At 71.4% G+C, this 25,813-nt stretch carries 15 protein-coding genes and 2 pseudogenes; 14 read left to right on the top strand and 3 right to left on the bottom strand.

Annotated features, from left to right (window positions below; translation table 11 throughout):
* A pseudogene (locus ACFU53_RS31550) lies at positions 1 to 4,226 on the bottom strand (hypothetical protein); the annotation flags it as partial.
* 203 nt (positions 4,227 to 4,429) lie between these two features.
* Here ACFU53_RS31550 and ACFU53_RS31545 point away from each other — a divergent pair.
* The 7 genes from ACFU53_RS31545 to ACFU53_RS31515 all read left to right on the top strand — a co-directional run bounded on the left by ACFU53_RS31545 (position 4,430) and on the right by ACFU53_RS31515 (position 16,530).
* Positions 4,430 to 6,682 (top strand): hypothetical protein, encoded by a 2,253-nt coding sequence (locus ACFU53_RS31545; protein ID WP_383999941.1) that lies wholly within the window; start codon positions 4,430 to 4,432, stop codon positions 6,680 to 6,682.
* A gap of 94 nt (positions 6,683 to 6,776) precedes the next feature.
* Positions 6,777 to 7,076 carry a hypothetical protein gene (locus tag ACFU53_RS31540; protein WP_383999938.1) on the top strand — a complete coding sequence of 100 codons (300 nt, stop codon included), beginning with the start codon at positions 6,777 to 6,779 and terminating at the stop codon, positions 7,074 to 7,076.
* A 331-nt stretch (positions 7,077 to 7,407) separates the two neighbouring features.
* On the top strand, positions 7,408 to 7,983 hold the full coding sequence (locus tag ACFU53_RS31535) for a sigma-70 family RNA polymerase sigma factor (protein ID WP_383999935.1): 576 nt from the start codon (positions 7,408 to 7,410) through the stop codon (positions 7,981 to 7,983).
* The gene (locus ACFU53_RS31530) at positions 7,980 to 9,347 is read left to right on the top strand and encodes a hypothetical protein (RefSeq protein ID WP_383999932.1); all 1,368 of its coding nucleotides are present in this window, start codon (positions 7,980 to 7,982) and stop codon (positions 9,345 to 9,347) included. The genes ACFU53_RS31535 and ACFU53_RS31530 overlap by 4 nt, the downstream gene beginning before the upstream one ends.
* Positions 9,348 to 9,440: 93 nt before the next feature.
* Positions 9,441 to 14,081, top strand: coding sequence for an FtsK/SpoIIIE domain-containing protein (locus ACFU53_RS31525; RefSeq protein ID WP_383999929.1), 4,641 nt, complete (start codon positions 9,441 to 9,443; stop codon positions 14,079 to 14,081).
* A 65-nt stretch (positions 14,082 to 14,146) separates the two neighbouring features.
* Positions 14,147 to 15,670 carry a tRNA (N6-isopentenyl adenosine(37)-C2)-methylthiotransferase MiaB gene (miaB, locus tag ACFU53_RS31520; protein ID WP_383999925.1) on the top strand — a complete coding sequence of 508 codons (1,524 nt, stop codon included), beginning with the start codon at positions 14,147 to 14,149 and terminating at the stop codon, positions 15,668 to 15,670.
* A 146-nt stretch (positions 15,671 to 15,816) separates the two neighbouring features.
* A complete protein-coding gene (locus tag ACFU53_RS31515; RefSeq protein ID WP_383999922.1) occupies positions 15,817 to 16,530 on the top strand; it encodes a class III extradiol dioxygenase subunit B-like domain-containing protein in 714 nt (237 codons plus the stop codon).
* Between the two features lie 79 nt (positions 16,531 to 16,609).
* Here ACFU53_RS31515 and ACFU53_RS31510 read toward each other — a convergent pair whose 3' ends face one another.
* Positions 16,610 to 16,936 (bottom strand): antitoxin, encoded by a 327-nt coding sequence (locus ACFU53_RS31510; protein ID WP_383999919.1) that lies wholly within the window; start codon positions 16,934 to 16,936, stop codon positions 16,610 to 16,612.
* Between the two features lie 23 nt (positions 16,937 to 16,959).
* Positions 16,960 to 17,229, bottom strand: a complete 270-nt coding sequence (locus tag ACFU53_RS31505) for a hypothetical protein (RefSeq protein ID WP_383999916.1) — start codon at positions 17,227 to 17,229, stop codon at positions 16,960 to 16,962.
* A gap of 181 nt (positions 17,230 to 17,410) precedes the next feature.
* Between ACFU53_RS31505 and miaA the strand changes: the two genes are divergently transcribed.
* The 7 genes and pseudogenes from miaA (at position 17,411) to hflX (ending at position 25,754) form a co-directional block, all read left to right on the top strand.
* Positions 17,411 to 18,349, top strand: a complete 939-nt coding sequence (gene miaA, locus ACFU53_RS31500; RefSeq protein ID WP_383999913.1) for a tRNA (adenosine(37)-N6)-dimethylallyltransferase MiaA — start codon at positions 17,411 to 17,413, stop codon at positions 18,347 to 18,349.
* 102 nt (positions 18,350 to 18,451) lie between these two features.
* Positions 18,452 to 18,982, top strand: a complete 531-nt coding sequence (locus tag ACFU53_RS31495) for a hypothetical protein (protein WP_383999947.1) — start codon at positions 18,452 to 18,454, stop codon at positions 18,980 to 18,982.
* Positions 18,983 to 19,114: 132 nt separating this feature from the next.
* The gene (dapF, locus tag ACFU53_RS31490) at positions 19,115 to 19,984 is read left to right on the top strand and encodes a diaminopimelate epimerase (protein WP_383999910.1); all 870 of its coding nucleotides are present in this window, start codon (positions 19,115 to 19,117) and stop codon (positions 19,982 to 19,984) included.
* 298 nt (positions 19,985 to 20,282) lie between these two features.
* Positions 20,283 to 21,725 (top strand): annotated as a pseudogene (locus ACFU53_RS31485) (RelA/SpoT family protein); the annotation flags it as partial.
* A gap of 417 nt (positions 21,726 to 22,142) precedes the next feature.
* Positions 22,143 to 22,451, top strand: coding sequence for an ACT domain-containing protein (locus ACFU53_RS31480; RefSeq protein ID WP_383999944.1), 309 nt, complete (start codon positions 22,143 to 22,145; stop codon positions 22,449 to 22,451).
* Positions 22,452 to 22,596: 145 nt separating this feature from the next.
* Entirely contained in the window at positions 22,597 to 24,078 is a 1,482-nt protein-coding gene (locus tag ACFU53_RS31475) for a M1 family metallopeptidase (protein ID WP_383999907.1), read from the top strand.
* Between the two features lie 179 nt (positions 24,079 to 24,257).
* Positions 24,258 to 25,754: a GTPase HflX gene (gene hflX / locus ACFU53_RS31470; protein WP_383999904.1), complete on the top strand. Its 1,497-nt coding sequence runs from the start codon at positions 24,258 to 24,260 to the stop codon at positions 25,752 to 25,754.
* Positions 25,755 to 25,813: the final 59 nt, after the last annotated feature.

The raw sequence follows: 25,813 nt of genomic DNA, 5'->3' as shown, positions 1-25,813 counted from the left end.
GGCACGGAGGAGCCGGACACGTCCAGGCGTATCGGCGGCGCCTCGTCCACCGGAAGGTCCACGAACCGGCCGCCCCGGTCGAACAGGAACCGCCCTCCGGTCGCCGTGTCGGTCACCGAGAATCCGCCCGGCAGCCGTTGCGCCAGATCCCCGTCCAGCCGTACGACATCGAAGGCGCCGTCGCCCGGCCCCGGCACGGTCAGCCGGTACGTCGCCGACTGGGCGCCGCCCGGCAGTTGTGTGAACGTCGTGGTGAGGCGGGACCCGGCCGGCGGTCCGCCGACGGGGCCGGACAGGGTCAGCTGCTCGGACAGCCGCGTCCCGTCCAGGTCGAACCGGCCGATCCAGGCACCGTCGGGTGACTGCACCCGAACACCCGTGACCACGCCCAGCGCGCCCCTGACCGGTTCGACGGTCGCACCGCCGGGCAGTGGCACTCCGTCCTGCCCGACGGTCCGGGGCAGGGACCCCGGCCCCGCATCGGCGTCGAAGCGGACGAAGCCGTCGCCGATGGGGAGCCGGATGTCGGTGAACTGCCGGACCTCGTCGCCGTTGAACACCAGCCGGATGTCCCCGGCCTGGTCGGTGAACGTGAACCCGCCGTTCTCCAGCGGGGTGCGCTGCCACTCCATCCGGAAGCCGGTATTCCCGGCGAAGTCCGCCGGGTCCACCAGCACGGTCTCGGTCCGGGGCGCGGGCGCGTCGAAGCGGTCGAACCGGAACTCGTCCGAGAGATGGCCGAGATCGTCCAGCCGGCTTCCGGCGTCGTCCAGGGCGTTGCCCCCATTCAGGGAGCCGATGTCGTCGAAGGCCCTGGTCTCGCCCAGATCGAGCTGGTCCAGCAGTCGCAGCTGGTCGTCGAGGGACAAACCCTGGAAGTCCAGCGCGCCGAGACCCGAGGTGCCCTCCCCGGCGCCCTTCGGAACCACTGCCAGTTCGGGGAAGGGGTTGCTGCCCCCGAAGTTGGGGTTGGGGATCCATTCGAGGAGGTTGTGCTGGGCATCCATCCGGTACGCGCCACGGATGAACTCCGAGGCGATACCGCCGGGGAAGGCGATCTCGTTCTCCGAGGCCCAGCCCGACGCCCGCCAGGCGTCCGTGCCCATGGAGCGTTCGAAGGTCTTGCCGACGTCGATGCCGCCGGAGGCCTCGATCTCGAACTTGAAGATGCCGTCCCAGACGAGGTTCCTGTCCGTGGTGGTGCTCAGGAACGCCGACGGCTGGCCGGTCCTGACCATGACGTCGAGACTCGTCTCCAGAGGGTCGCGGACGGTGAACCCCTCGCTGAAGATCTGGTCGAGGGGGCGCTTGCCGCCGATACGCCACAACGTCTCGTCGGTCGCGCGCCAGACCGGCGCGGGCGTGATGGTCTGGATGTCGACGGAGCGGTCGGCGGCGAACGCCAGCCGGTCCAGTTGCCGTGGCGAGGGCAGGACCACCTCGTCCAGGCCCGTCCCCGGCAGCCGGGGAAGCGTGACCGAGCCGGGATCGCCGAGGACCGTCGGCCGGCCGTCGGCGCCGAACCGGGTGACGGCACCGTCGGGTGAGGTGACGGTGAACACGCCGTCGGCCATCCGCACCTGGACGTCGGGGACGATCCCGGCGTCCGACCTGAGCGCCCAGGTGACGGTCGGCCCGGGCTCCATGGTGATCCACTGACCGGTGGGCCGCCCGAGGTTGTCCAGCAGGCGAAGTTCACCGGTGGGCAGTGCGGCCCCCGGGCCGTCGACGCGAGTCATCATCACCGTGATGTCCCGGCGGACCGTGTCCAGGTTCATCCCCAGCCGGTCGAACGCGATCCTGGACCGGTTGAAGTCGAGTTGCGCGGCGCTCAGGTCCAGCTGGGCCTTGGCGCGGCTCAGCGGCGGTACGTCGGTCAGCCCGTCGAGTTCGCCGAGTCCGCGTCCGGCGGTGTCCAGCTGGAGCTGGGTGGCCTGGGTGCGCACCCAGGCCTGGAAGCGTTCCGTGGCGAGCTTGCCGGTGGCCCCGCCGGTGACGATGTCCCGCAGGGTCAGCGGGGTGAACGTGGTGCTCTTGGCGACCGGGGTGGTCAGGTCCGTCCGGACCGGTCCCAGGCCGAGCAGATCACGTGCGCCGCGGGAGCCGTCGGTGGTGTCGGGGATCAGCCTGGTGAGGTCGTCGAGCTTGATCCCCAGCTCGTCCAGGCGGTTGCCGCCGGTCACCGAGTTCCAGGTCGGGACGCGGGGGTCGGCGGGTCCGAGGACATCTACCTTCACCCCGTCCTTCAACCGCACCCGGACGTCCACCGGATCGGTCTTCCCGATGCGCAGGACGACCCCGTCCGGAGTGACGTTCACCAGATCGATCTCACCGTCAAGGATCTTGCTCACCTGGAACTCGGTCAGACCGCCGAGCCTGCCGTCGAAACTCAGGCCCGCCAGATCCGACAGCTCGTCGAGGGGCTTGAGCAGACCGGCCCCGGTGCGCTCCATACCCGTCAGTTCGTCGAGGTCCCGCAGCTGGTCGACCGTGGTGCGCGGCGGCAGCAGGGTGGTGGGGGAGCCGGGCGTGAGGGGGGCGCCGAACTCGTCCACCTGGTCGAACAGGGTGAGCGGGGTGCGCAGCCGAGGGGGCATCAGATCGTCGCCCACCCGGCCCGTCACGGGGTTCAGCACACCGAGCCGCTGTCCGCCGGGGACCGTGCCGACCGGCAGCCCCACCGTGTCGAGGGTGTCCAGCGTGTTGAGCCGGCCGCCCATGTCGTCGAGGCGGCCCGGCATACGGGGGGTGCCCGAGCCGGTCAGGGAGCCGAATCCGGGGATACGGGGTGCCGTCACGGGCGTCACCGAGATATCGGCCAACTCGTCGAGGGTGGCGTTGAACTCGGGGGTCCCGGGCACGGCGAGCTTGTCGCTGTTCGTGCCGTTCACCGGGCGCAGACTTCCGCCCCGGTCGAGGTTGCGGCCCGTCAGGTTGGTGAGGTCCGCGGCCAGGGAGCCCGTTCTGCCGAGCGGTCGGAGGGCCCGCGGGGTGAAGTGCATGCCGCGATCGATGAACCCGATGCGGAACGCGCCCCGGTAGCCGAACCGGGCGATCTCGGAGTACCGCACGGGCAGCAGCGCCGTCATCGTGAGCCGGCCCAGGCTCATGACCGTGAAGACGCCGAGCCGTCCGGCCGTGCCGCCGCCGACGAACGCGGTCGACTCGACGAAATCGCGGGTCAGCGCGGACCAGCCCTGCCGGAAGGTGCTCCGGGCAAATCCGCCCATGAACCGCAGGGCCGCCCCCAGCATCGCGGGCGTCTTGGACAGGACCCGGGGCAGCGCCATCAACCCGCCCGCGGCCCGGCTGCCGAGCCCGCTGCCGAATCGGACGAGCCCCTGTCCGGCCAGCGACAGGAGTCTGCCCGGGGAGGAGAGCAGCGTCCTGCCGCCCCGGAACAGCAGCCGCCCGCTCACGGAGAGGACGCCTCTGAGAACCCTCGCGGCGGACGAGGCCATGCGGGCCAGCCCGCCGAGGGTGGTGAGGCCCTTCGTCGAAGGGAACAGGATGCCGAGGAAGGCGAGGCCCAGGCTGAGTGCGTTGCCGTTGCCCGTGGCGTAGTCGACGAGGGCCTTGGCGAAGAGCACCGCTCCCAGTCCGAAGGCCACCACGCCCAGAGGGCCGCCGATGACGGCCGCGACGAGGGTGATGACCAGCGCGACGATCTCCAGGACCTTGAAGAACGTCGACACGAACCGCTTCCAGAAGCTCTGCTTCGGCTTCTTCACGGGCCGCGACACCAGCCGCGCCGCCTCGCGCAGGGTGTCCTCCAGGATCTTCGCCTCGGCCTGGACGGCGTCGATCTCGGCGTCCACCTCGCCCCGGGCGCGGGTCATCTCCGGATCGTTCTCGGCCAGCGGCTGACCACCGACCCGTTCCAGCGCGGCGACGGTGTCCGCGGCGTTCTCGGCCCGGTCCTGGGAGTCCCCGAGGGCGCGCGCGTAGCGTGCGGTGGCGTCGGCCGCCATGTCGAACGAGCGGTTGATGTTCGCCATGAACGTCTTGAGCTCGTCCTTGACGTACGTGCGCAGCGCGTCCGCGGTCCGCCCCTCGAAGCCTCCGTCCTCGGCCTTGGTCAGCAGGGCGTCGAGGCCGCCGCTGACCCGCCCGGAGAGATCGCTGAGGCCGCGCAGCTCCTTGGTGATGTTGTCGACGACGCCCGGATTCCCCGTCACCGGATTGCCGGTGAATCCGACTCTGCTCCACTCGTCGGAGGTGGCCAAGGAGTCCTCCAGGCGGTCCGGGACTTGGGGTACCGAAAGCAGACGTACCGAGGTGGCTCCAGAGTTCAAGAAAGTGGCGCACGCCACAGTTCTCGCCGGTCAGCGCGGTGCGGACGAAATCTTTATGAACCATCCGGACCCGAGTCCTCGTCTACAGGGCGGCTCGGCCTCCGACACGACCGCTTCGACGAAAGGACGGCAGCATGGTGCGCGTCTCCTACGACTACGACCTGATGACCGTCCTCGCACGCCATCTGTGGCACCTCCGCGACGAACTCGACGCCACCTCGCACACGGACAAGACGTTCGCCGCCGGGGACATCGGCCCGCGCCGGGAGACGGCCGAGGCGCTGGAGGACTTCTACGGAGCCTGGAAGAAGTCCTTCGGTGAGGGCTGGCAGGCCATGACGGACCTCGGCAACCTCCTCGACAAGGCGGGCAAGGCCTTCTACGACCAGGACGCCTCCCACGCCGCCGGCGCAGCCCAGCAGGTCACCGCCCAGGTCCGCGACGAGGCCAACCGGCAGAACGAGATCCGCAAGCAGCAGCTGAACGGCAAGCTCCGCGCGCAGGAGGCCACAAGGCTGGAAGCCCGCTACAAGACCCAGCAGGCGCGCCTGAAGAAGGAACAGGACGCGCTGGTCGAGAAGCGGAACAAGATCGACGAACAGACCGCGGCCCAGCAGAAGAGGCAGGAAGAGCTCAACAAGGAGCAGGAGGAGCTCGCCGCGAAGCGGGAACCCCTGCTGAAGGAGCAGGACGAACTCCAGGCCAGGCAGCAGCAGCTCTGGCAGGAGGAGAAGGACCTCCTCAAGCAGCGCGAGGAGAAGCTCCAGGTCGAGCGGGACGAGCTGCAGAAGGAGTACGAGGCTCTCCGCAAGGAACAGGAGCCGTTGCTGAAGCAGCAGGAGGAACTCCAGCGCAAGCAGCAGCAGCTCTGGGAGGACGAGAAGGCCCTCCGCGCGGAACAGGACGCGGCCCTCGAGAAGAAGGCCACCGCCCTGGAGCAGGAGCAGGAGGCCTACGACGGCAAGCAGGACGCCCTCCAGGAGAGGCAGGAAGCCCTCTGGAAGGAACGGGAAACCCTGCTGGGCAACGGGAACGCCACCCAGGCGGACCTCGACGACTGGCAGCGCAGGCAGGACGCCCTGGACAAGGACCGGGACGCTCTGTGGGAGTCCGAGGGCAAGGGGCTCGCCGCGCGATGGGACGCCCTGGAGCATGAACAGCGCGACCAGGAGAAGGCGTTCGCCCCGCTGCGTGAGCGGCAGAAGGAACTCGACGACGAGCGTGACGCGCTGAGCCGCGCGCAGGAGCCCCTCTCCGAGCGGCAGGACGAGCTCCAGACCAAGCAGAAGGGCCTCTGGGCCCTGGAGAGGTCCACCCAGAAGGAGGTCGAGGACGCCCTGCAGGTCAAGCAGGACGGCCTGGACGCCGATCGCGCCGACCTCCAGACGCGACTGGACCCCCTGGACCAGGAGTCCAAGGACCTGCAGGACCGCCAGGAGCAACTGTGGGACGACCAGTCGGAGACCGACAAGGAGCAGACCGCGCTCACCGAGGAGGAGAAGCCCGTCCAGCAGCGGCAGCAGGATCTCCAGGACACCTTCGGCGAGGAGTACGACAAGCTGCGCGACTGGGATCCGGACAAGGACGCCGACGTGGGCCGGCTCAGGGGCATGCGCGGCCAACTGGACGATCTGCCCGACGAGGCCTTCGTCCCCAAGGGCTACACGATCGAGGACGGCAACAGCACCACCACGGTGTCGTACCAGCTCGACGAGAACGGTGAGATCAAGGTCGACGGGAACGGCGACCCCGTCGAGACGACCACCACCGTCACCAACAAGAACACGGGCCTGTCGTACTCGGAGACGTACCACCCGCTGTCCAGGGACGGCGACTCCGTGACCACGATCCGCAGCTCCGACGGCTCGGTCACCAAGGTCTACATGGACTCCTCGCCCGAGGGATCACCCGACGGCTGGATGAAGCGCTACGTCACCGACGAGACCGGCCGGGACACTCTCCAGATCTGGACCAAGCGGCCGGACGGTGACTGGGAGCTGACCATGGACAAGGAGACCTACCTCGACTCCGAGGCCGGCAAGCAGGACGCCCAGCAGTTCCTGGACCGGCCCCCCGCGTATCTCACGGTGGAGAACCCGCTGGTCGACGGCGGCGGCCGGCCCTCCGGCTCCACCGCTCCGGGGACGACGACCACGGTGCAGGAGGGCGTCACCCGGACCGACTACACCGGTGCGGACGGCTCCGTCACCAAGGTCGTCACCAACGAGAACACCGGAATGCGTTTCGTCGCCGACGCCGGCAACGAGATCCAGGAGATCTGGCAGCGAGCCGAGGACGGGACCTGGTACCTGCGGGACTCCCTCACCCAGCACGAACGCAGCAGCGCCGAACCACCGCTCGGAACACTCGGCGAGAACTGGCGCTGACCCGCGCGGAGCGCCCCGGCGCCCCACCTCCCCCCAAGCTCCCTGCGCGCGTCTCCTGCGCCGCCGGGTCCGTCACAACAGAACGAGGTGCACCATGCCGAAGAACGTCATCGACGACGAGGAAATCGAGAGCACTGCCAAGAAGCTCGACTCCGCCGTCAGCGACACGCTGGTCCCCCAGCTGTCCTCGCTCCAGGCCGACGTCGAGAACCTCCTCCAGGGAGGCCTGCTGCTGACGGCGACCAGCCCGAAGATGCAGACGTCCTACGCGAACTTCAACAAGTCGCTGACCGAGGCCGTGAACAACATCACGCAGTTCTCCAAGCAGTTCCGCGACGTCTGCAACGCCGTGAACAACCTGGACTCGCAGATCGCCGGCGGCATCCCCAGCTGAGCCGGGTCCACCCCGAGCCGGGACGCCTACCCGGAATCCCCCTCCGTCGGCGGCGTCCCTCCCGCAGGGGTGCCGGTCCATCCCCCGGACCGGCACCCCTGTTCGGGTTTTCGGACAACTCATCGGTAACCTCAGGTTCCTCTCAGGAACCCTTGAAAGCTGCCGAACCACTCATAGACTCCACGTTGCGGAACCTCACGTTCCACCCATGAACCGTGAGGTCATCCCGGGTACCCGCGCTCAGCCCTGCTCAGCCCTGCCCAGCCAACGCCGCAGTCGCGGCGCCCGACCGGACCGGCACAGAAGACGCACGCCGGCCCTGGGGGAATCTATGAGAACGTCCATACCCAGTCCCGTCGCGACGGGCAGTGCTCCCGCCTCGGGCGAAGCACCGCCGACCGGCGACGGCTCCATCCGCAGACTCTACGAAGAACACCACGGTCCGCTGCTCCGCTATGTCTCCGGACTGATCCGCGGTGACCGTCAGCGCGCCGAGGACTTCGTCCAGGAGACCCTGGTCCGCGCCTGGCAGAGCACCGCGAGCCAGCCGCCGGACTGGTCGCCCTCCCGGGCTTGGCTGATGCGGGTGGCGCACAACCTGGTGATCGACTGGGCCCGGCGCGAGCGGCCGCACAACGAGGTGACCCACGAACACACCCTGGAGCACCACGCCGAGACCGTGGACCCCATGAGTCAGGCCGTCCAGCGCCGCTTCCTGGTCCACGCCCTCTCCCGGCTCTCGCACCCCCACCGCGAGGTGCTCTTCTACGTCTATGTCCTCGGCTGCACCGGCACCGACGCCGCCGACGCCCTGGGCATACCCCCGGGCACGGTGAAGTCCCGCACCCATCACGCGATACGGGAGCTGCGCCGTCGGCACCCGGAGCACACACTGGCGGCGGCATGACCACGCCCGGCGTGCCGAGCGCCGGCCCGGCCATGTCCCACCCGACCGCCCACGACCCGGTGTCCGGTCCGGTCCTCGCGCTGGGGAAACCCGCCGGCGACTCGCTGCTCACGGTCCTCATCGTGGCCGTGGTCGTCCTGCTGCTGCTCTTCCTGCTGCTCCGGCACCTGGTGCGCAGACAGGGCGGCTGGCGGCGCTTCCGGCGTCGCGTCGGCCGTGAACTGACCCTCACCCGGCGGGCTTTCGGCGAACCGCTGCGCGGCTACCGGCGCCACCGGCGCGGCGTGCGAGCCCTGGCCCGTCACCTGTCCGACCCCCGAGGCGGCCTGCTCGTACGACGGCTGCTGGACGCGGCCGCGGCGGCTCTGGTCGACGCGCCCGGGGCGGTCCCCCACGCCGTGCGCACGGAAGCCGGGCTCGCGGCCGTGCAGATCGCCGCCCGCCCGCTGCCCGAACCGCCCGCCCCCTGGGAGCCGTCCGACGAGCCAGGACCGCAGCGCTGGGAGCTTCCCCTCGCGGAGGCGGACGGGCTGCCCCAGGGCCGCCCGCGCACCGGTGCGCGGACCCGTCCGCTGCCGGTCGCCGTCGGCATGGCGGACGGCGCCTGCGTCCACCTCGATCTGGCCGCCGGACCACGGCTGATCACCGTCGAGGGCGACACCGCCGCCCGGGGCCGACTGCTCCAGGCGCTGGCCGCACAGCTGGACCGGCCCGGCAGCGGAGCCTCGGTCACCGTCACGGACGGGGTCCATCCGCAGTACCGGGGGCAGCGGCTCGACGCCGTACTGCGCGACCTGGAGGAGGCGGCCGAGGAGCCCGGGGAGACCGAGGCCGCCGGTGAGTTCGACGAGTCCGGGCGCGCCGCCACGACCGTGGTCGTCTGCGCCGCCCCCGGCCCGGAACAGGCGCGGCGGCTCGGCGCCCTCGCCGCCTCGGGCGCCGTCGTCTGCCTGGTCGACGGCCGGGTGGCGGGGCACAGCTGGGCCCTGCGGGTCGACGGACGCGGCCGGGTGGTCGCGCCCGAGCTGGGGCTGGACGCGGACTCGGCCCCGCTGGGCGGAGCCGTCGCCGTCGCCGTCCGGGCGGACCGCCGCCGACTGCGCCGCGAGTCCGCCCCGCGCCGGGGCGCACCCACCCGGCAGCGGCCCCACAGCCGCGAGCCGCAGGAGCCCGACGAAATCCGGCAGCTCGAGGTGACCCTGGCACTTGAGGAGGCCGAGGTCCTCCAGGAGGAGCCGCCGAGGCCGACCCTCCAGACCCCGGCCCCCGCACGGACCACCACCGGATCCGAGCTGCTCGCCGAACCGGCCGCCGCCCGGGACCGCACCACCACCGCCGCCTCCTCCGGCGCCCCAGAGGACTGACATCCGTCGGCGGGGCCCCGAGCCCCGCCGACAGGCCCCGGCCCGTCACGCCGTACCCGACCCGCCCACCCCCGAGCACCCCCAAGGGGAGCAGTGAAACTCCTCATCACCACGGTCGCCGACGGCGACGCCACCGGCCGTCAGGACGTGCTGTTGAGCGCGTCCGGAGGCACTCCCGTCGAGGACGTCGCCGCCCATCTGGCCCGGCTGCGCGCCGGTGACAGCGACGAGACCGGAACCCCGCCCGCCGCACCGGGACCGGCCCCGGCCTGCTACCTGGGCGACGAGGTCCTCGCCCCGGGCACCCCGCTGGCGGCCACCCGCCTGATGGACGGCAGCGTCGTCGCCCTCGGCGCCCCGCAGCCGCCCCCGGCCACCGCCTACGGCCCCGAACGCGACGCCATGCCGCAGCCGCACCGGGTGGACCACTCACCGGTGGCCGAACTCCAGGTGGTGGGCGGCCCGGACGCCGGACGGGTCCACCCGCTCGGCCTCGGCACGCACGGCATCGGGCCGCTGGCGGACGCGACCGTCCCGCTCGACGGCCGGGGCATGCCGGGCGAGGGCGTCCGGGTGACCGTACGCCCGGACGGTTCGGCCATCGTGGAACTGCCCGAGGGCGGCCCGGCACAGCTGTCCGTCCCGGAGCCGCCGGAGCACCGGGGCAGGCCCAACACCCCGTTGCTGCCGCTCGCGGAGCAGGACGAGGAGGACGACGAGCCGGAGGACGCCGCCGACAGCGCGGAACTTCCCGACGGCTGGGTGCTCTGGCCCGTCGGAGCGGAGCTGTCCGTCGGCGACCACCTGCTGCGGCTGACCGAACCGACCGCCAGGGACGCCGCGGTGGTGCCGTCCGAGGGCGGAGGCGGCCTGGACTACAACCGGCCGCCCCGCATCCTGCCGCACCTGGCGCCCGAGCGGTTCCGGCTCCCCGGACCGCCCGATCCCCCCGGACGCAGGCCGATTCCGCTGCTCGTGGCCCTCGCCCCGATGGTCTTCGGCGTCAGCATGATGTTCTTCCTGAACTCGTACTTCTATCTGATCTTCATGTTCCTGTCGCCGGTGCTGATCGCCGCGAACTACGTCAGCGGACGGCGCCAGGCCCGCAAGGACTACGAGGAGAAGTCCAGCGTCTACCGGCAGCGCCGGGCCTCGCTGGAGGAGGACGTCCGGCAGAAGGTCGCCACCGAACGGCGGCTCCGCGCCGAGAGCGCGCCCGACCCGGCGGTGGCCGGACTCTGGGCGGTCGGCCCCGGCCGCCGGCTGTGGGAGCGGCGCCGGGGCGACCCGGACCACCTGGCCCTGCGCATCGGCACCGCCCCGCAGCCGTCCCTGCTCGGCATCGACGACACCGCCCGCGAGGACAACCACACCGCCGTCCACTGGACGATCCCGGACGCCCCGGTCGGGGTCGACCTCGTCGAGAGCGGCGTGGTGGGCCTGGCCGGCGCGACCGGCCCGGTGCAGGCCCTGGCCCGCTGGATGACGGCCCAGGCCGCCGTCCTGCACACCCCGCGCGACCTGCGGATCGTCGTCCTCACCGACAAGGCCGCCGAGGACTCCTGGCACTGGGCGCGCTGGCTGCCCCACTCCCGCGACGGCCTGCCCGGCATCCGCGGCGGCGCCGTCACCCTGATCGGCAACGACCCGGAGACCGTCGCCAACCGGGTGGCCGAACTGGTCTCCACCCTGCGCACCCGCCAGCGGGCCGCCGAGTCCACCATGAGCAAAGCGTTGCTGAGCGAACCGGACGTCCTCGTGGTGATGGACGGCGCCCGGCGCCTGCGCGACGTACCCGGCGTGGTCTCGATCCTCAAGGAGGGCCCGGCCGTCCGGATCTTCCCGCTCTGCCTGGACCAGGAGGAACGGCTTCTGCCGGAGGAGTGCACCGCCGTGGTCCGCCACGAGAACCACCGGCTGACCCTGCGCCGCACCGGACGGCCCGACATCACGGACATCCGCCCGGACCTGGTCGAACCCGAGTGGTGCGAGCGTGTGGCCCGGGGTATCGCCCCGATCCGCGACGTCACCCCGGACGCCTCCGAGGGCCTGCCCACCAAGGTGGGACTCCTGGAACTCCTTGGCCTGCCCGAGCCGAGCGGCGAGCAGATCGCGGCCCGCTGGGAGCGGCGGCCCGCCTCCACGGGTGTCCTGCTGGGCGCCGGCTACGACGGCCCCATCGCCTTCGACCTGGTCAAGGACGGCCCGCACGGCCTGGTGGCCGGAACCACCGGCTCCGGCAAGTCCGAACTGCTGCAGACCTTCGTGGCCACGCTCGCCGCGGTCAACCGGCCCGACGAACTCACCTTCGTCCTCGTCGACTACAAGGGCGGCAGCGCCTTCAAGGACTGCGTCGACCTGCCGCACACCCTCGGCATGGTCACCGACCTCGACAGCCACCTGGTGCAGCGCGCGCTCACCTCACTGTCCGCCGAACTGACCCGCCGCGAGCACATCCTGGCCGACGCCGGCGCCAAGGACCTCCCCGAGTACCAGGGCATGCGCCGCCGCACCCCCGAACTCCTGCCCGTGCCCCGGCTGGTGATCGTCATCGACGAGTTCGCCACCCTCTACCGGGAGATCCCGGACTTCATCCCCGGCCTGGTGAGCATCGCCCAGCGCGGCCGTTCCCTCGGCATCCACCTGGTCCTGGCCACCCAGCGTCCGGCCGGTGTGGTCAGCTCCGACATCCGCGCCAACACCAACCTGCGGATCGCACTCCGGGTCACCGACGCCTCCGAGAGCATGGACGTCATCGACACCAAGGACGCCGTCAGCATCTCCCCGGCCACCCCCGGCCGCGCCCTCGCCCGGCTCGGCCACGGCACCGTCGTCCCCTTCCAGACCGCCTACGCGGGCACCCCGATGCCCGGCGCGCAGCCCGCCCCGGAATCCCAGGAGCGGCGGCCCGTGGAGGAGTCCCGCATCTGGGGCACCGAACTCCACTGGCAGCGCCTCGGCCGCGCCGCCGGACTGCCCGGCACCGGCGATCCGGACCAGGGCGACGACCCGGCGGCGGACACGGCCGACGACGAGGTCTCCACCGACCTCAACGCCCTGGTGGCGGCGGTCTCCGAGGCGGCCGAACGCGCCGGATGCGCCCCGCAGCCCAGCCCCTGGCTCCCGGCCCTCGGCCAGGACATCCTGATCGACGACCTGCCCCAGCCCGACGAAGCCGGCGGCGCCCGTCTGGCCCCCGTCTCCTGGGGGCTTTCGGACCTGCCCGAGGCACAGGCCCAGCTGCCCGTCCGCCTCGACTTCGCCGAGTTCGGACACCTGTACGTCATCGGCATCCCGCGCTCCGGCCGCTCCCAGGTGCTCCGCACCATGGCCGGCGCCCTCGCCCGGGGCCACTCCAGCGCCGACGTCCACCTCTACGGCATCGACTTCGCCGGTGGCGCACTCACGGCACTGGGCGTGCTGCCGCACTGCGGCGCTGTCGTGCCCCGTGGCGACATCGAGCGCCTGGAGCGGCTGTTCGCCCGGCTCGACGGCGAACTGGAACGCCGACAGGAACACCTCACCGAGCGGCACGCCGGCAACCTCACCGAACTCCGCGGGACCGTCGCCGCCGGTGCCCGTCCGCCGCACATCATGCTGTTCATCGACGGCTGGGACGCGCTGATCGAGGCCGTCGCCGACCACAACGGCGGCCGTCTGGTGGAACAGCTCAACCGGCTCCTGCGCGAGGGCGCCGCCGCCGGCCTGCACATCGTCGCCACCTCCGAACGGGCCCTGCTGTCCGGCCGGGCCACCGCTCTCAACGACAACAAACTCCTGCTGCGCCTCAACGACCGCACCGACTACCACGCCGTCGGCAAGCGGGCGCGCGACATCCCCGACCTCGTCCTCCCCGGCCGCGGCTTCACCTCCGACGGCGGCACCGAGATCCAGGTGGCCCTGCTCGCCCCCGGCGCCACCGGCCAGGAACAGGCCGAGGCACTGCGCCTGATCGGCGCCGAGGCGACCCGCCGCGACGCCGGACTCCCGGCCGACCGCCGTCCCGCCCGCATCGGCACCCTGCCGGTGAAGGTCACGTTCACGGACGCGTACGAGAAGGTGGGGGAGGAGTTCCGCCGGCCGATGTGGGGCCTGCTGGGCCTCGGCGGCGACGACGTCTCCCCGGTGGGCGTGGACTTCGCGGACACCGCCCCCACCTTCTCGGTCGTCGGCCCGCCCGGCTCCGGCCGCAGCACCACCCTGGCCGCCCTGGCCGTCTCCCTGCTCGCCTCCGGCACCCGCCTGGTGATCCTCGCGCCCCGCGAGTCGCCACTGCGCACCCTCGGCAACCATCCCGGCGTACGACTGATCACCGCGACGGAACCCACGGTCGAGGAGTTCACCGAGGCCCTGGAATCCGGCGGCGGACCCCGGGTGGTCATGGTGGACGACGCCGACCTGTTCGTCCTGCCGGACATCGACCAGAACCTCCGCTCCCTGGCCCAGTCCGGCAGGGACCACGGAATCGGCATCGTCATCGCGGCCACCGCGGAGACCATGACGGGCGCGATGGGCTGGCTCAGCGCCCTGAAACGGCACCGCAAGGGCGTCCTCCTCGGCCCGCAGAGCGTCCTGGAGGGCGACTACGTCGGCGCCCGCCTCGCCCACGCCCACCTGCGCGGCCGCAAACCCGGCCGGGGCCTCACCGTCGACCAGCGCACCGGCGAACTGATCAACGTGCAGATCCCGGAGACCGTGCTCGACGGGGACGACACGGTCGACACGACGGCCTGACCCGGCCGAGAGACCGCAGCGCCCGGGGGACGAGGGCTCCCCGGGCGCTGCCTTAGGCTTACGGAGTGACCAACAGCAGCGACCGGAGTCAGGCAGTGGGCGTCAAGACATACGAAGTGCGTACTTATGGATGTCAGATGAACGTCCACGACTCCGAACGCTTGTCCGGTCTCCTGGAGGGCGCCGGATACGTTCGCGCACCCGAGGACGCCGGCGAGGGCAACGCCGACGTCGTCGTCTTCAACACCTGCGCCGTACGGGAGAACGCCGACAACCGCCTCTACGGCAACCTCGGCCGCCTCGCCCCGATGAAGACCACCCGCCCCGGCATGCAGATCGCCGTCGGCGGCTGTCTGGCCCAGAAGGACCGGGACACCATCGTCAAGAGGGCGCCCTGGGTGGACGTCGTCTTCGGCACGCACAACATCGGCAAGCTGCCCGTCCTGCTGGAGCGCGCCCGCGTCCAGGACGAGGCCCAGGTCGAGATCGCCGAGTCCCTGGAGGCCTTCCCCTCCACCCTGCCGACCCGCCGCGAGAGCGCCTACGCCGCCTGGGTCTCGATCTCCGTCGGCTGCAACAACACCTGCACGTTCTGCATCGTCCCGGCCCTGCGCGGCAAGGAGAAGGACCGCCGCACCGGCGACATCCTCGCCGAGATCGAGGCCCTGGTCGGCGAGGGCGTCTCCGAGATCACCCTGCTCGGCCAGAACGTCAACGCGTACGGCTCCGACATCGGCGACCGCGAGGCGTTCGGCAAGCTGCTGCGGGCCTGCGGCACGATCGAGGGCCTGGAACGCGTCCGCTTCACGTCTCCCCACCCCCGCGACTTCACCGACGACGTGATCGCCGCCATGGCAGAGACGCCGAACGTGATGCCGCAGCTGCACATGCCGCTCCAGTCCGGCTCGGACACCGTCCTCAAGGCCATGCGCCGCTCGTACCGCCAGGAGCGCTACCTGGGGATCATCGAGAAGGTCCGCGCCTCCATCCCGCACGCGGCCATCACCACCGACATCATCGTGGGCTTCCCCGGCGAGACCGAGGAGGACTTCGAGCAGACGATGCACGTGGTCCGCGAGGCCCGCTTCACGCAGGCGTTCACCTTCCAGTACTCCAAGCGCCCCGGCACCCCGGCCGCCACCATGGAGAACCAGATTCCCAAGCAGGTCGTGCAGGCCCGCTACGAGCGTCTCGTCGCCCTCCAGGAGGAGATCTCCTGGGAGGAGAACAAGAAGCAGGTCGGCCGCACCCTGGAGCTGATGGTCGCCGAGGGCGAGGGCCGCAAGGACGGCGCCACCCACCGCCTCTCCGGCCGCGCCGCCGACAACCGCCTGGTCCACTTCACCAAGCCCGACCGGGAGGTCCGCCCGGGTGACGTCGTGACCGTCGAGATCACGTACGCCGCCCCGCACCACCTCCTCGCCGAGGGTGCCGTCCTCGACGTCCGCCGCACGCGCGCGGGGGACGCCTGGGAGAAGCGGAATGCCGTTCCGGCGGAGAAGCCGGTCGGTGTGATGCTGGGCCTTCCCAAGATCGGTGTTCCGGAGCCGTTGCCGGTGGCGACGACGGGTGGCTGCGGTAGCCACTGACCGCCTCCGGTCCGGATCACGGGTCCCAGCTCGGTCGGGGCGGTGCTTGCCTGCCGCGGGTGCGTGGGGTTGTTCGCGCAGTCCCCCGCGCCCCTTGAAGGGGCGCGGATGCGCCCCACGTCAGCGGCAGAGTTACCCTGCGGATCATGCTTGTAGCCGCCGCCGTCTGTCCCTGTCCGCCGTTGCTCGTGCCCGAGGTCGCCGCGGGGGCCGCGCCTGAGCTGGACGCTGCGCGGGACGCTTGCGCGGACGCGCTCGGGGTGCTTGCCGCCGCCCGGCCCGACCGGCTGGTGGTCGTGGGCCCCGCCGAGCAGGACAAGCAGTACCCGGAGGGCTCGCGCGGCTCCTTCCGGGGCTTCGGCGTGGACCTCGGCGTTCGCCTGGGCGGGGGTGCGGCGGAGGCCGTGGCCCCGGAAGCAGGACTGCCCGCCTCCCTCGCCGTCGCCGCCTGGCTGCTCGGCCGCACCGGTTGGGCCGACGCCCCCGTGGAAGGACTCGGCGTGGCGGAACCACTCGCCGCCGAGCGGTGTATCCAAGTGGGGCGGGACATCGCCGGCTCGGCCGGGCGGGTGGTCCTGCTGGTGATGGGCGACGGCAGCGCGTGCCGGACGTTGAAGGCCCCGGGGTACCTGGACGACCGCGCGGCCGGCTTCGACGCCGGGATCGCGCGTGCGCTCGCCCACGCCGACATCGCGGCCCTGAAGGCGCTGGACACCGGGCTCGCGCGCGAGCTGCAGGCCTCCGGCCGCGCCCCCTGGCAGATCCTGGCCGGCGCCGCCGAGAACGCGGACCTGGACGGCAGCCTGCTGTACGACGACGCGCCGTACGGGGTGGGCTATCTGGTGGCCGCCTGGTCGTAGATCGAATACAGCGCGCGGACACGGCGGACGGCCGGGAGCGTGAGGCGCTCCGCGGCCGTCCCGGCGATGTGAACGTGGCTCAGGAAGCCGGAGGCGGTGGTGTCGTCCCGCCGCCCGGAGACGGGGGTGTGTGGCCGCCGCCCGGAGACGGGGGTGTGTGGCCGCCGCCCGCAGGCGGCGGCATGTGGCCGTCGTCGTCCTGGTGCGCGAGTCGGTCCATGGCGTGCTTCGCCTTGCCCGTGCCCGACTGGATCCTGTGGCTGTACTTGCCCTTGGTCTTCGTGTCGACCTTGTGCGCGGCCTTGTCGAGACCGTGCTGGATCTTGTCCTCGTGCTTCTGCGCGAGGTGCGAGACCTTGTCCTTGGCCGGGGAGAGTTTGGATTTCAAATTATCCATCAGGCCCATGGTTCACCTTCCGCGCGGTTCAGTCACTTGCGGGCGCTCTCACTGGCCTCGTTGTCGGCCGCCTGCTCGGCGGTCTGCTGCTTGGGGATCTCCACGTCGTCCGCCGCGTCGACGACCTCCGCCGCGGGCTCGGCCGACTCCTCCTCGGCCTTGGCCTCGGGCTGGGCGGCCTCGGTGGATCCCTTCGCCTCGTCCGACTCCTCCGCCTCCATCTCGGCGGTCGGCGCGGGTGCCGTCACTGCGGCCTCTTCCGCGTCCTTCGCCTTACGACGGAACAGTGAAAAAACGCCCATATCAACCTCAATGCTAATCATGCGGGTCAATTCCCGCGCTCTCCCGGAGCGTCTGATTGCGTCATCCGGGGCGCCGGCACTCGATTCCGGCGCTTCGAACTCGCAACACGCAACGACCCCGGCTCCCTCGCGTCACGTAGCTCGTTCGAGAAGAGGCCCCGGCATTTGCGAGACTGGGGCAGTGAGTAGCGCAGTTCCCCCTCCACACGTCATCGCCGTCGTCGGACCGACCGCGGCCGGAAAGTCCGATCTGGGTGTCTTCCTCGCCCAGCGCCTCGGTGGCGAGGTCGTCAACGCCGATTCCATGCAGCTCTACCGGGGGATGGACATTGGCACCGCCAAGCTGACCCCCCGGGAGCGCGACGGAGTCCCGCACCACCTCCTGGACATCTGGGAGGTCACGGCCGCAGCCAGCGTCGCCGAGTATCAGCGGCTCGCCCGCGCGCGCATCGACGCCCTGCTCGCCGAGGGTCGCTGGCCGATCCTGGTGGGCGGCTCCGGGCTGTACGTCCGGGGGGCCGTCGACAACCTGGAGTTCCCCGGCACCGACCCCGAGGTCCGCGCCCGTCTGGAGGAGGAGCTGACGCTGCGCGGCTCCGGCGCGCTGCACGCCCGGCTCGCCGCCGCCGACCCCGAGGCCGCCCACGCGATCCTGCCGAGCAACGGCCGCCGTATCGTCCGCGCCCTCGAAGTGATCGAGATCACCGGAAAGCCGTTCACGGCGAACCTCCCGGGACATGACTCGGTCTACGACACCGTCCAGATCGGCGTCGACGTGGCGCGCCCCGAACTCGACGAGCGGATCACCCGCCGCGTCGACCGCATGTGGGACGCCGGACTGGTCGAAGAAGTGCGCTCCCTTGCGGCGCAAGGGTTGCGCGAGGGGCGTACGGCATCGCGTGCGCTCGGCTACCAGCAGGTCCTCGCAGCGCTCGCCGGGCAATGCACCATGGACGAGGCGCGAGCCGAGACCGTACGTGCCACCAAGCGCTTCGCGCGCCGCCAGGATTCATGGTTCAGGCGCGACCCGCGGGTGCATTGGCTCAAGGGGGGTCTCGCCGACCTGACGGAACTCCCGCAGCTCGCCCTCGCGTTGGTCGAACGACCGGTTACAGCCTGATCACGTCATGGCATCGGGTCGCCCCGGCGGTCATCCCGGCCTCCGGGGGCGTGCCATCATCGAGCTTCGATCGACCAAGTGGAGTCCGAGTTGGGAGGGCGCGTGGCGATGGAGGCCGGCCCTCGCGACACCGCACAAGGCGCGGAGCACGGCACCGCGGAGGACGCGGAGCAGCTGGTTACCGAGGGGTACGCACTGGATCCCGACGGCGAACCGCTGAGTCCCGACGGTCCCGAGGACCAGACCCCCGGTGGCGTGAGCGACGACGGACCGGAACCGGACGAGATGTCCGGGCCGGAGGTCGAGGTCGAGCTGCGCCCCCAGCGCAGGCTGCGGCTCTGGCAGCTCGCGCCCATCGTGGGCCTCGCCGCGGTCGGCTCCCTGATGTTCGCCTTCCCGCTCGCCTTCGAGTTCGGCGACGGCGGCGCCGTGGTCGCCATGCTCGGCCTGCTGATCTGCGCCACCGCGGCCGGCTGGGGCATGATGGCCGCCCGCCGGGTCGGTTACACGTGGCCCGGCCTGCCCGCCCGTGGCTCCGGCCGCCGCCCGGACTGGCGAATGGCCCTTCTTTACGTCCTGATCGTCGCCGCGGTGGTGGTGCTGGCCGTGTGGCGGGTGGCGCGGCTCCGCTAGAGCGCCCCGTAAGGGGCGCGGGGCTATCGGCATGCGGCTCCGCCGCGTGGGCGCGACCAGCCACAATCGACCCGCGCTGACTCCCGCACCCTCCATCGGCCCTCCAGCGGAGCGCTCCCGTACGATCGAGGAATGAGCACGCGGATCGCCTTCCTCAAGGGGCACGGGACCGAGAACGACTTCGTGATCGTCCCGGATCCCGAGAACGTCATCGACCTCTCCCCGGCCGCTGTCGCCGCCCTGTGCGACCGCCGCGCGGGCATCGGGGGCGACGGTGTGCTGCACGTCGTACGGTCCGCCGCGCACCCCGAGGCCAAGGAGCTGGCGGCCGAGGCGGAGTGGTTCATGGACTACCGCAACGGCGACGGGTCGATCGCCGAGATGTGCGGGAACGGCGTCCGGGTCTTCGCCCGCTACCTCCTGCACGCCGGTCACGTCACCGAGGGAGACCTCGCCGTCGCCACGCGCGGAGGCGTGAAGAAGGTCCACGTCGACAAGGACGGTGCCGTCACGGTCGGCATGGGCAGCGCGCGCCTCCCCGAAGGGGACGTCACGGTGAGCGTCGACGAGCACAGCTGGCCCGCGCGGAACGTGAACATGGGCAACCCGCACGCCGTCGCCTTCGTGGAGGATCTCGCGGACGCCGGCGATCTGTACGCGGCACCGCCCTTCAGCCCTGCCTCCGCCTACCCGGACGGGGTCAACGTCGAGTTCGTCGTCGACCGCGGCCCGCGCCATGTGGCGATGCGTGTCCACGAGCGCGGCTCCGGCGAGACCCGCTCCTGCGGCACCGGCGCGTGCGCCGTCGCCGTCGCCGCCGCCCGCCGGGACGGTGCCGACCCGGGCGTCACGGGCACCCCGGCGACGTACACCGTCGACGTGCCCGGCGGAACGCTGGTGATCACCGAGCGGCCCGACGGCGAGATCGAGATGACCGGTCCCGCGGTGATCGTCGCCGAGGGCGAGATCGACGCCAAGTGGCTGGAAAACGCGGCACGTTGAGGTGTGGTAGGGCTTGACATGACGGCGTCCGGAGCGCGGGCGCCGGATGCATCCAAGCCCGCGGTGTGTGCAGGGATGCGAATCCATGGCGCACCCCGGGTGGGGTGACTCGAAACCGTAAACCTCGGCACCTTCGCTCGAATGGGTGATCCGTTTCACGCTCGGCGAGAGGCGGTCGGACGGGCGTGATGGGCTCGGTAGCATCAAGCACCGGCACGGACGGGGGAACGACACGATCCCCTGAGCCGCCGCACGCCATGGGGCACCCGTCCGCCGGTCCACGCAGCCGGAGGTGCCCATGAGCGCGGAGGCCACGAACCCCGCCGTATCGCCCGCCCCTGCGCCGCCACCAGCGCTCCGCAGGAAGGGCCGACCTCGTATCGACCTGCGCCGTCTGGGCCGCGCCGCACTCCTGGGCCCGACGACCCGCGACCGTATGCCCGACGCGATCAGCCATGTCGCCGAGGCGCACCGCGCCCACCATCCCGACGCCGACCTGGAGCCGCTGCGCCGGGCGTGGGTCCTCGCCGAGTCCTCGCACCGCGGTCAGATGCGCAAGAGCGGTGAGCCGTACATCACACACCCGCTCGCCGTGACCCTGATCCTCGCCGAACTGGGCGCGGAGACAACGACCCTGACGGCCTCTCTGCTCCACGACACCGTCGAGGACACGGATGTGACCCTCGATCAGGTGCGCGAGGAGTTCGGCGAGGAGGTGCGCTATCTCGTCGACGGCGTCACCAAGTTGGAGAAGGTCGACTACGGCGCCGCCGCCGAGCCCGAGACCTTCCGCAAGATGCTCGTCGCCACCGGCAACGACGTCCGCGTGATGTCGATCAAACTCGCCGACCGGCTGCACAACATGCGCACCCTCGGCGTGATGCGCCCCGAGAAGCAGGAACGCATCGCCAAGGTCACCAAGGACGTCCTGATCCCGCTCGCCGAACGGCTCGGCGTCCAGGCGCTCAAGACCGAGCTGGAGGACCTGGTCTTCGCGATCCTCCACCCCGAGGAGTACGCGCACACCCGCGAACTCATCGCGGAGAACGCCGCGCGCGAGACCGACCCGCTCGCCGAGATCTCCGACGAGGTGCGCGGCGTCCTGCGCGAGGCCGGCATCCAGGCCGAAGTCCTCATAAGGCCACGCCACTTCGTCTCCCTGCACCGGGTCTCCCGGAAACGCGGACAGCTGCGCGGCTCCGACTTCGGCCGGCTCCTGGTCCTCGTCAACGAGGACGCCGACTGCTACGCGGTCCTCGGCGAACTGCACACCTGTCTCACGCCCGTGGTCTCGGAGTTCAAGGACTTCATCGCCGTACCGAAGTTCAACCTGTACCAGTCGCTGCACACGGCCGTCGCCCGAGGTGACGGCCAGGTCGCCGAAGTCCTCATCCGCACCCATCAGATGCACAAGGTCGCCGAGGCCGGCGTCGTCGCGCTGGGCAATCCGTACGCTCCTCCGTCGGAGGAGCAGGCCGCCGGTCAGCGGTCCGACGGCGAGGGCGAGCGCGTCGACCCCACCCGTCCCGGCTGGCTCTCCCGGCTCCTCGACTGGCAGGAGGCGGCACCGGACGCGGACATGTTCTGGTCGACCCTGCGCGAGGACCTCGCCCAGGACCGCGAGATCACCGTCTTCCGGCCCGACGGGGGCACCTTGGGGCTTCCCGAGGGCGCCAGTTGCGTGGACGCGGCGTACGCGCAGTACGGTGAGGACGCGCACGCCTGCATCGGTGCCCGCGTCAACGGCCGCCTGGCGACGCTGAGCACGGTCCTGAAGGACGGCGACACCGTCCAGCTCCTCATGGGCCAGGACCCGGCCTCCGAGCCCTCCAGAGAGTGGCTGGAGCACGCCCACACGCCCGGCGCGCGCATCGCCATCCAGCGCTGGATCGCCACCCACCCCTCGCCCGCCGCCGATGACGAGCAGGAGGAGCGCGACGGCGCACGCAAGGACGAGACGCCCGCCCTCCGCCCCGCCCTCGACGAGCCCGCCGCCCTTTCCGACACCGTCGGCGCCGTGGTCGTCGTCGACAAGCCCGAGGCGACCGTACGTCTCGCCGGCTGCTGTACGCCCGTACCGCCCGACGAGGTCACCGGGTTCGCCGTCCGCGGGGGAGTGGTGACCGTGCACCGCGTCGAATGCGCCGCCGTGGCGCGTATGAAGGGCCTGGGGCGCCCGGAGATCGATGTGCGCTGGGGGGACACCACCGAGTTCCGGGTCACCCTTGTCGCCGAGTCCTTCCAGCGACCGCACCTGCTCGCCGACCTCACCGAGGCCATCGCCCTGGAGGGTGTCGCCATCGTCTCCGCCACCGTCGAACCCCCGACCCAGCAGCGCGTCCGCCACACCTACACGCTGCAACTCCCGGAAGCCGCCCACCTCCCGGGCCTGATGCGGGCCATGCGGAACGTGCCGGGCGTGTACGACGTGGGCCGGGCCCAGCACCAGGCGGCGGCCGCGCACTGAGCCCCGGCCGCCCTCTGACCTCGGTGGGCGGCCGCTTACCGACCCCGGCGGGTGGAGGCGGCCCGCCAGACAGCGGGCCGCTCGTTCGGGTGGGACCGCTGCGCGTCGGCAGCGCGCAGGGCGAGCGCGCTGATAGCGGTGGTCCATGCCGCTCACCCCACGCCCCAGGAGCCGCCGCGTCCGGTCCGCGCTGCTCGCCTCCGCAGTCTCCGTCTGCCTGATCGCCGCGAGCGCCCCCTCACCCGCCGTCCCCCTCGGCGTCGGCGACCGGCTCTTCCCGCACCTCGGCAACCCGGGATACGACGTGGAGTCGTACGACCTGGACTTCACTTACCCCGGCAGCAACCGCCGGCCGCTCACGGCCGTCACCACGATCGACGCCCGGACGACCTCACGTCTGGAACTGGTCAACCTCGACTTCGCGCATGGGAAGGTGCGTTCCGTCGAGGTCGACGGGGAACCCGCCGTCTTCACGAGCGCGGGCGAGGATCTGGTGATCACCCCAGGGGAGCCGCTCGCCGCGGGCAGCCGGATGCGCATCACCGTGCGGCACACCAGCGACCCCGTGTACACGGGGGACGAGGAGGGCGGCTGGGTGCGGACCGCCGACGGGCTCGCGATGGCCAACCAGGCCGACGCGGCTCATGTGGTTTTCCCCTGCAACGACCACCCCTCCGACAAGGCGATGTTCACCGTCCGCGTCACCGTGCCGGACGGCTACACGGCCGTCTCCAACGGCCTCGCCACCGGCACGGACCGCGCCGCCGGTGCCACCACCTGGACGTATCGCACCGAGCACCCCATGGCCACCGAGCTGGCGCAGGTCTCCATCGGCCGCTCCGCCGTGCTCCACCGGACCGGACCGAACGGCCTGCCCGTCCGTGACGTGGTCCCCGCCAAGGACCGCGAGAAGCTCGAACGGTGGCTCGAGAAGACCCCCGCCCAGATCGGATGGATGGAGGGCAAGGTCGGCCGCTACCCCTTCGAGACGTACGGCGTGCTGATCGCCGAGGCGCAGACCGGGTTCGAGCTGGAGACACAGACCCTCTCCCTCTTCGAAAGAGACCTGTTCATCCGGCCCGAGTACCCCAAGTGGTACGTCGAGTCGATCATGGTGCACGAGCTGGCCCACCAGTGGTTCGGCAACAGCGTCAGCCCCCGCACCTGGTCCGACCTGTGGCTGAACGAGGGACACGCCACCTGGTACGAGGCCCTGTACGCCGAGGAGACCGCCGGCAGGTCCGTGAAGGCGCGCATGAAGGCCGCCTACGGCGCCTCCGACCGCTGGCGGACCGCCGGGGGACCGCCGGCCGCACCGAAGGAGCCCGGGAACGGCCAGAAGATCGGCATCTTCAGGGCGAATGTCTACGACGGGGCCGCGCTCTTCCTGTACGCCCTGCGCGAGAAGATCGGCGGCCCCGCCTTCGCTCTGCTGCAGCGGGCCTGGGTCGCCGTCCACCGGGACGGCGTCGCCTCGACCTCCGACTTCCGGGAGCTGGCCTCCCGGATCACCGGACGCGACCTGGGCGGCTTCTTCCACGCCTGGCTGTACGAGGTGAAGACACCGCCGATGCCGGGGCACCCCGACTGGAAGTCGGCCCCGGTGGAGGCCTCGGCGAAGCGGTAGCCGGGATCCACCGGGGTGTGGCCCCGGTGGATCGGGAAATAACCTGGGTGACGAGACGGGGCGTCCCGTGCGACCATCTTCGAGCCGGCGGCGGGAATCTCCCGGACGCCCCGGGCGTTGTCGCCAGTGACGGATCGTGATCCGTCACCCTTCGGTATCCCTATCGACGTAAGGACCCAATGACCTCCTCTTCTTCCCCTTCCCAGGCCGCACAGAGCGCCTTCGCGCAGAACGACCCCGAGAATCTTCGGGCCGATGCCCTGATGGAAGAGGACGTCGCCTGGAGCTTCGAGATCGACGGAGAGCGGGACGGCGACCAGTTCGACCGCTCCGACCGCGCGGCCCTGCGCCGTGTCGCGGGCCTCTCCACCGAACTCGAGGACGTCACCGAGGTCGAGTACCGCCAGCTCCGTCTGGAGCGCGTCGTACTCGTCGGTGTCTGGACCACGGGAACCGCGCGGGACGCGGAGAACTCGCTGGCCGAGCTGGCCGCCCTCGCGGAGACTGCGGGCGCGCTCGTGCTCGACGGCGTGATCCAGCGCCGCGACAAGCCGGACGCGGCCACCTACATCGGCTCAGGCAAGGCCAACGAGCTGCGGGACATCGTCCTCGAATCGGGCGCGGACACCGTCATCTGCGACGGTGAGCTGAGCCCTGGCCAGCTCATCCACCTCGAAGACGTCGTCAAGGTCAAGGTCATCGACCGTACGGCCCTGATCCTCGACATCTTCGCCCAGCACGCCAAGTCCCGAGAGGGCAAGGCACAGGTCGCGCTCGCGCAGATGCAGTACATGCTGCCGCGGCTGCGAGGCTGGGGTCAGTCGCTGTCCCGTCAGATGGGCGGCGGCAAGGGCGGCGGCCTCGCCACCCGTGGTCCCGGTGAGACCAAGATCGAGACGGACCGGCGTCGGATCCGCGAGAAGATGGCGAAGATGCGCCGGGAGATCGCGGAGATGAAGACCGGCCGCGAGATCAAGCGCCAGGAGCGCCGCAGGAACAAGGTGCCCTCGGTCGCCATCGCCGGTTACACCAACGCCGGCAAGTCCTCCCTGCTCAACCGCCTCACGGGCGCGGGCGTCCTCGTCGAGAACGCGCTGTTCGCGACCCTCGACCCGACCGTGCGCCGGGCCGAGACCCCGAGCGGGCGGCTGTACACGCTGGCGGACACCGTCGGCTTCGTACGCCACCTGCCGCACCACCTCGTCGAGGCGTTCCGCTCGACGATGGAGGAGGTCGGCGACTCCGACCTGATCCTGCACGTGGTCGACGGTTCGCACCCCGCGCCGGAGGAGCAGCTGGCCGCCGTGCGCGAGGTCATCCGCGACGTGGGCGCGACCAAGGTGCCCGAGATCGTGGTGATCAACAAGGCGGACGCGGCCGACCCGCTGACGCTGCAGCGGCTGCTGCGGATCGAGAAGCGCTCCATCGCGGTCTCGGCCCGCTCCGGCCAGGGCATCGAGGAACTGCTCGCCCTGATCGACAACGAACTGCCACGCCCCTCGGTCGAGATCGAGGCGCTCGTGCCGTACACCCACGGCAAGCTCGTCGCCCGCGCCCACACCGAGGGCGAGGTGATCTCCGAGGAGCACACCCCGGAGGGCACCCTGCTCAAGGCCCGGGTGCACGAGGAACTGGCGGCCGACCTGGCGCCGTACGTTCCTGCGGCCACGGCCTGACGGTCGACTGATTCGCCTGTACGTCGACGGTCGACCGATTCGTCCGTACGTCCCGAAGG

The sequence above is a fragment of the Streptomyces sp. NPDC057474 genome (genome assembly GCF_042802555.1).
Lineage (GTDB): Bacteria > Actinomycetota > Actinomycetes > Streptomycetales > Streptomycetaceae > Streptomyces.
Note: the sequence above shows the minus strand (reverse complement) of the source record. Positions and strands in the feature narration are given on the sequence as shown.

Excerpts from the sequence above, each read along its gene's own strand:
- ACFU53_RS31545 (WP_383999941.1), top strand. The coding sequence starts at position 4,430 with ATGGTGCGCGTCTCCTACGACTACGACCTGATGACCGTCCTCGCACGC.
- ACFU53_RS31540 (WP_383999938.1), top strand. The coding sequence starts at position 6,777 with ATGCCGAAGAACGTCATCGACGACGAGGAAATCGAGAGCACTGCCAAG.
- ACFU53_RS31535 (WP_383999935.1), top strand. The coding sequence starts at position 7,408 with ATGAGAACGTCCATACCCAGTCCCGTCGCGACGGGCAGTGCTCCCGCC.
- ACFU53_RS31530 (WP_383999932.1), top strand. The coding sequence starts at position 7,980 with ATGACCACGCCCGGCGTGCCGAGCGCCGGCCCGGCCATGTCCCACCCG.
- ACFU53_RS31515 (WP_383999922.1), top strand. The coding sequence starts at position 15,817 with ATGCTTGTAGCCGCCGCCGTCTGTCCCTGTCCGCCGTTGCTCGTGCCC.
- ACFU53_RS31510 (WP_383999919.1), bottom strand. The coding sequence starts at position 16,936 with ATGGGCCTGATGGATAATTTGAAATCCAAACTCTCCCCGGCCAAGGAC.
- ACFU53_RS31505 (WP_383999916.1), bottom strand. The coding sequence starts at position 17,229 with ATGGGCGTTTTTTCACTGTTCCGTCGTAAGGCGAAGGACGCGGAAGAG.
- dapF (WP_383999910.1), top strand. The coding sequence starts at position 19,115 with ATGAGCACGCGGATCGCCTTCCTCAAGGGGCACGGGACCGAGAACGAC.
- ACFU53_RS31480 (WP_383999944.1), top strand. The coding sequence starts at position 22,143 with ATGAAGGGCCTGGGGCGCCCGGAGATCGATGTGCGCTGGGGGGACACC.
- ACFU53_RS31475 (WP_383999907.1), top strand. The coding sequence starts at position 22,597 with ATGCCGCTCACCCCACGCCCCAGGAGCCGCCGCGTCCGGTCCGCGCTG.
- hflX (WP_383999904.1), top strand. The coding sequence starts at position 24,258 with ATGACCTCCTCTTCTTCCCCTTCCCAGGCCGCACAGAGCGCCTTCGCG.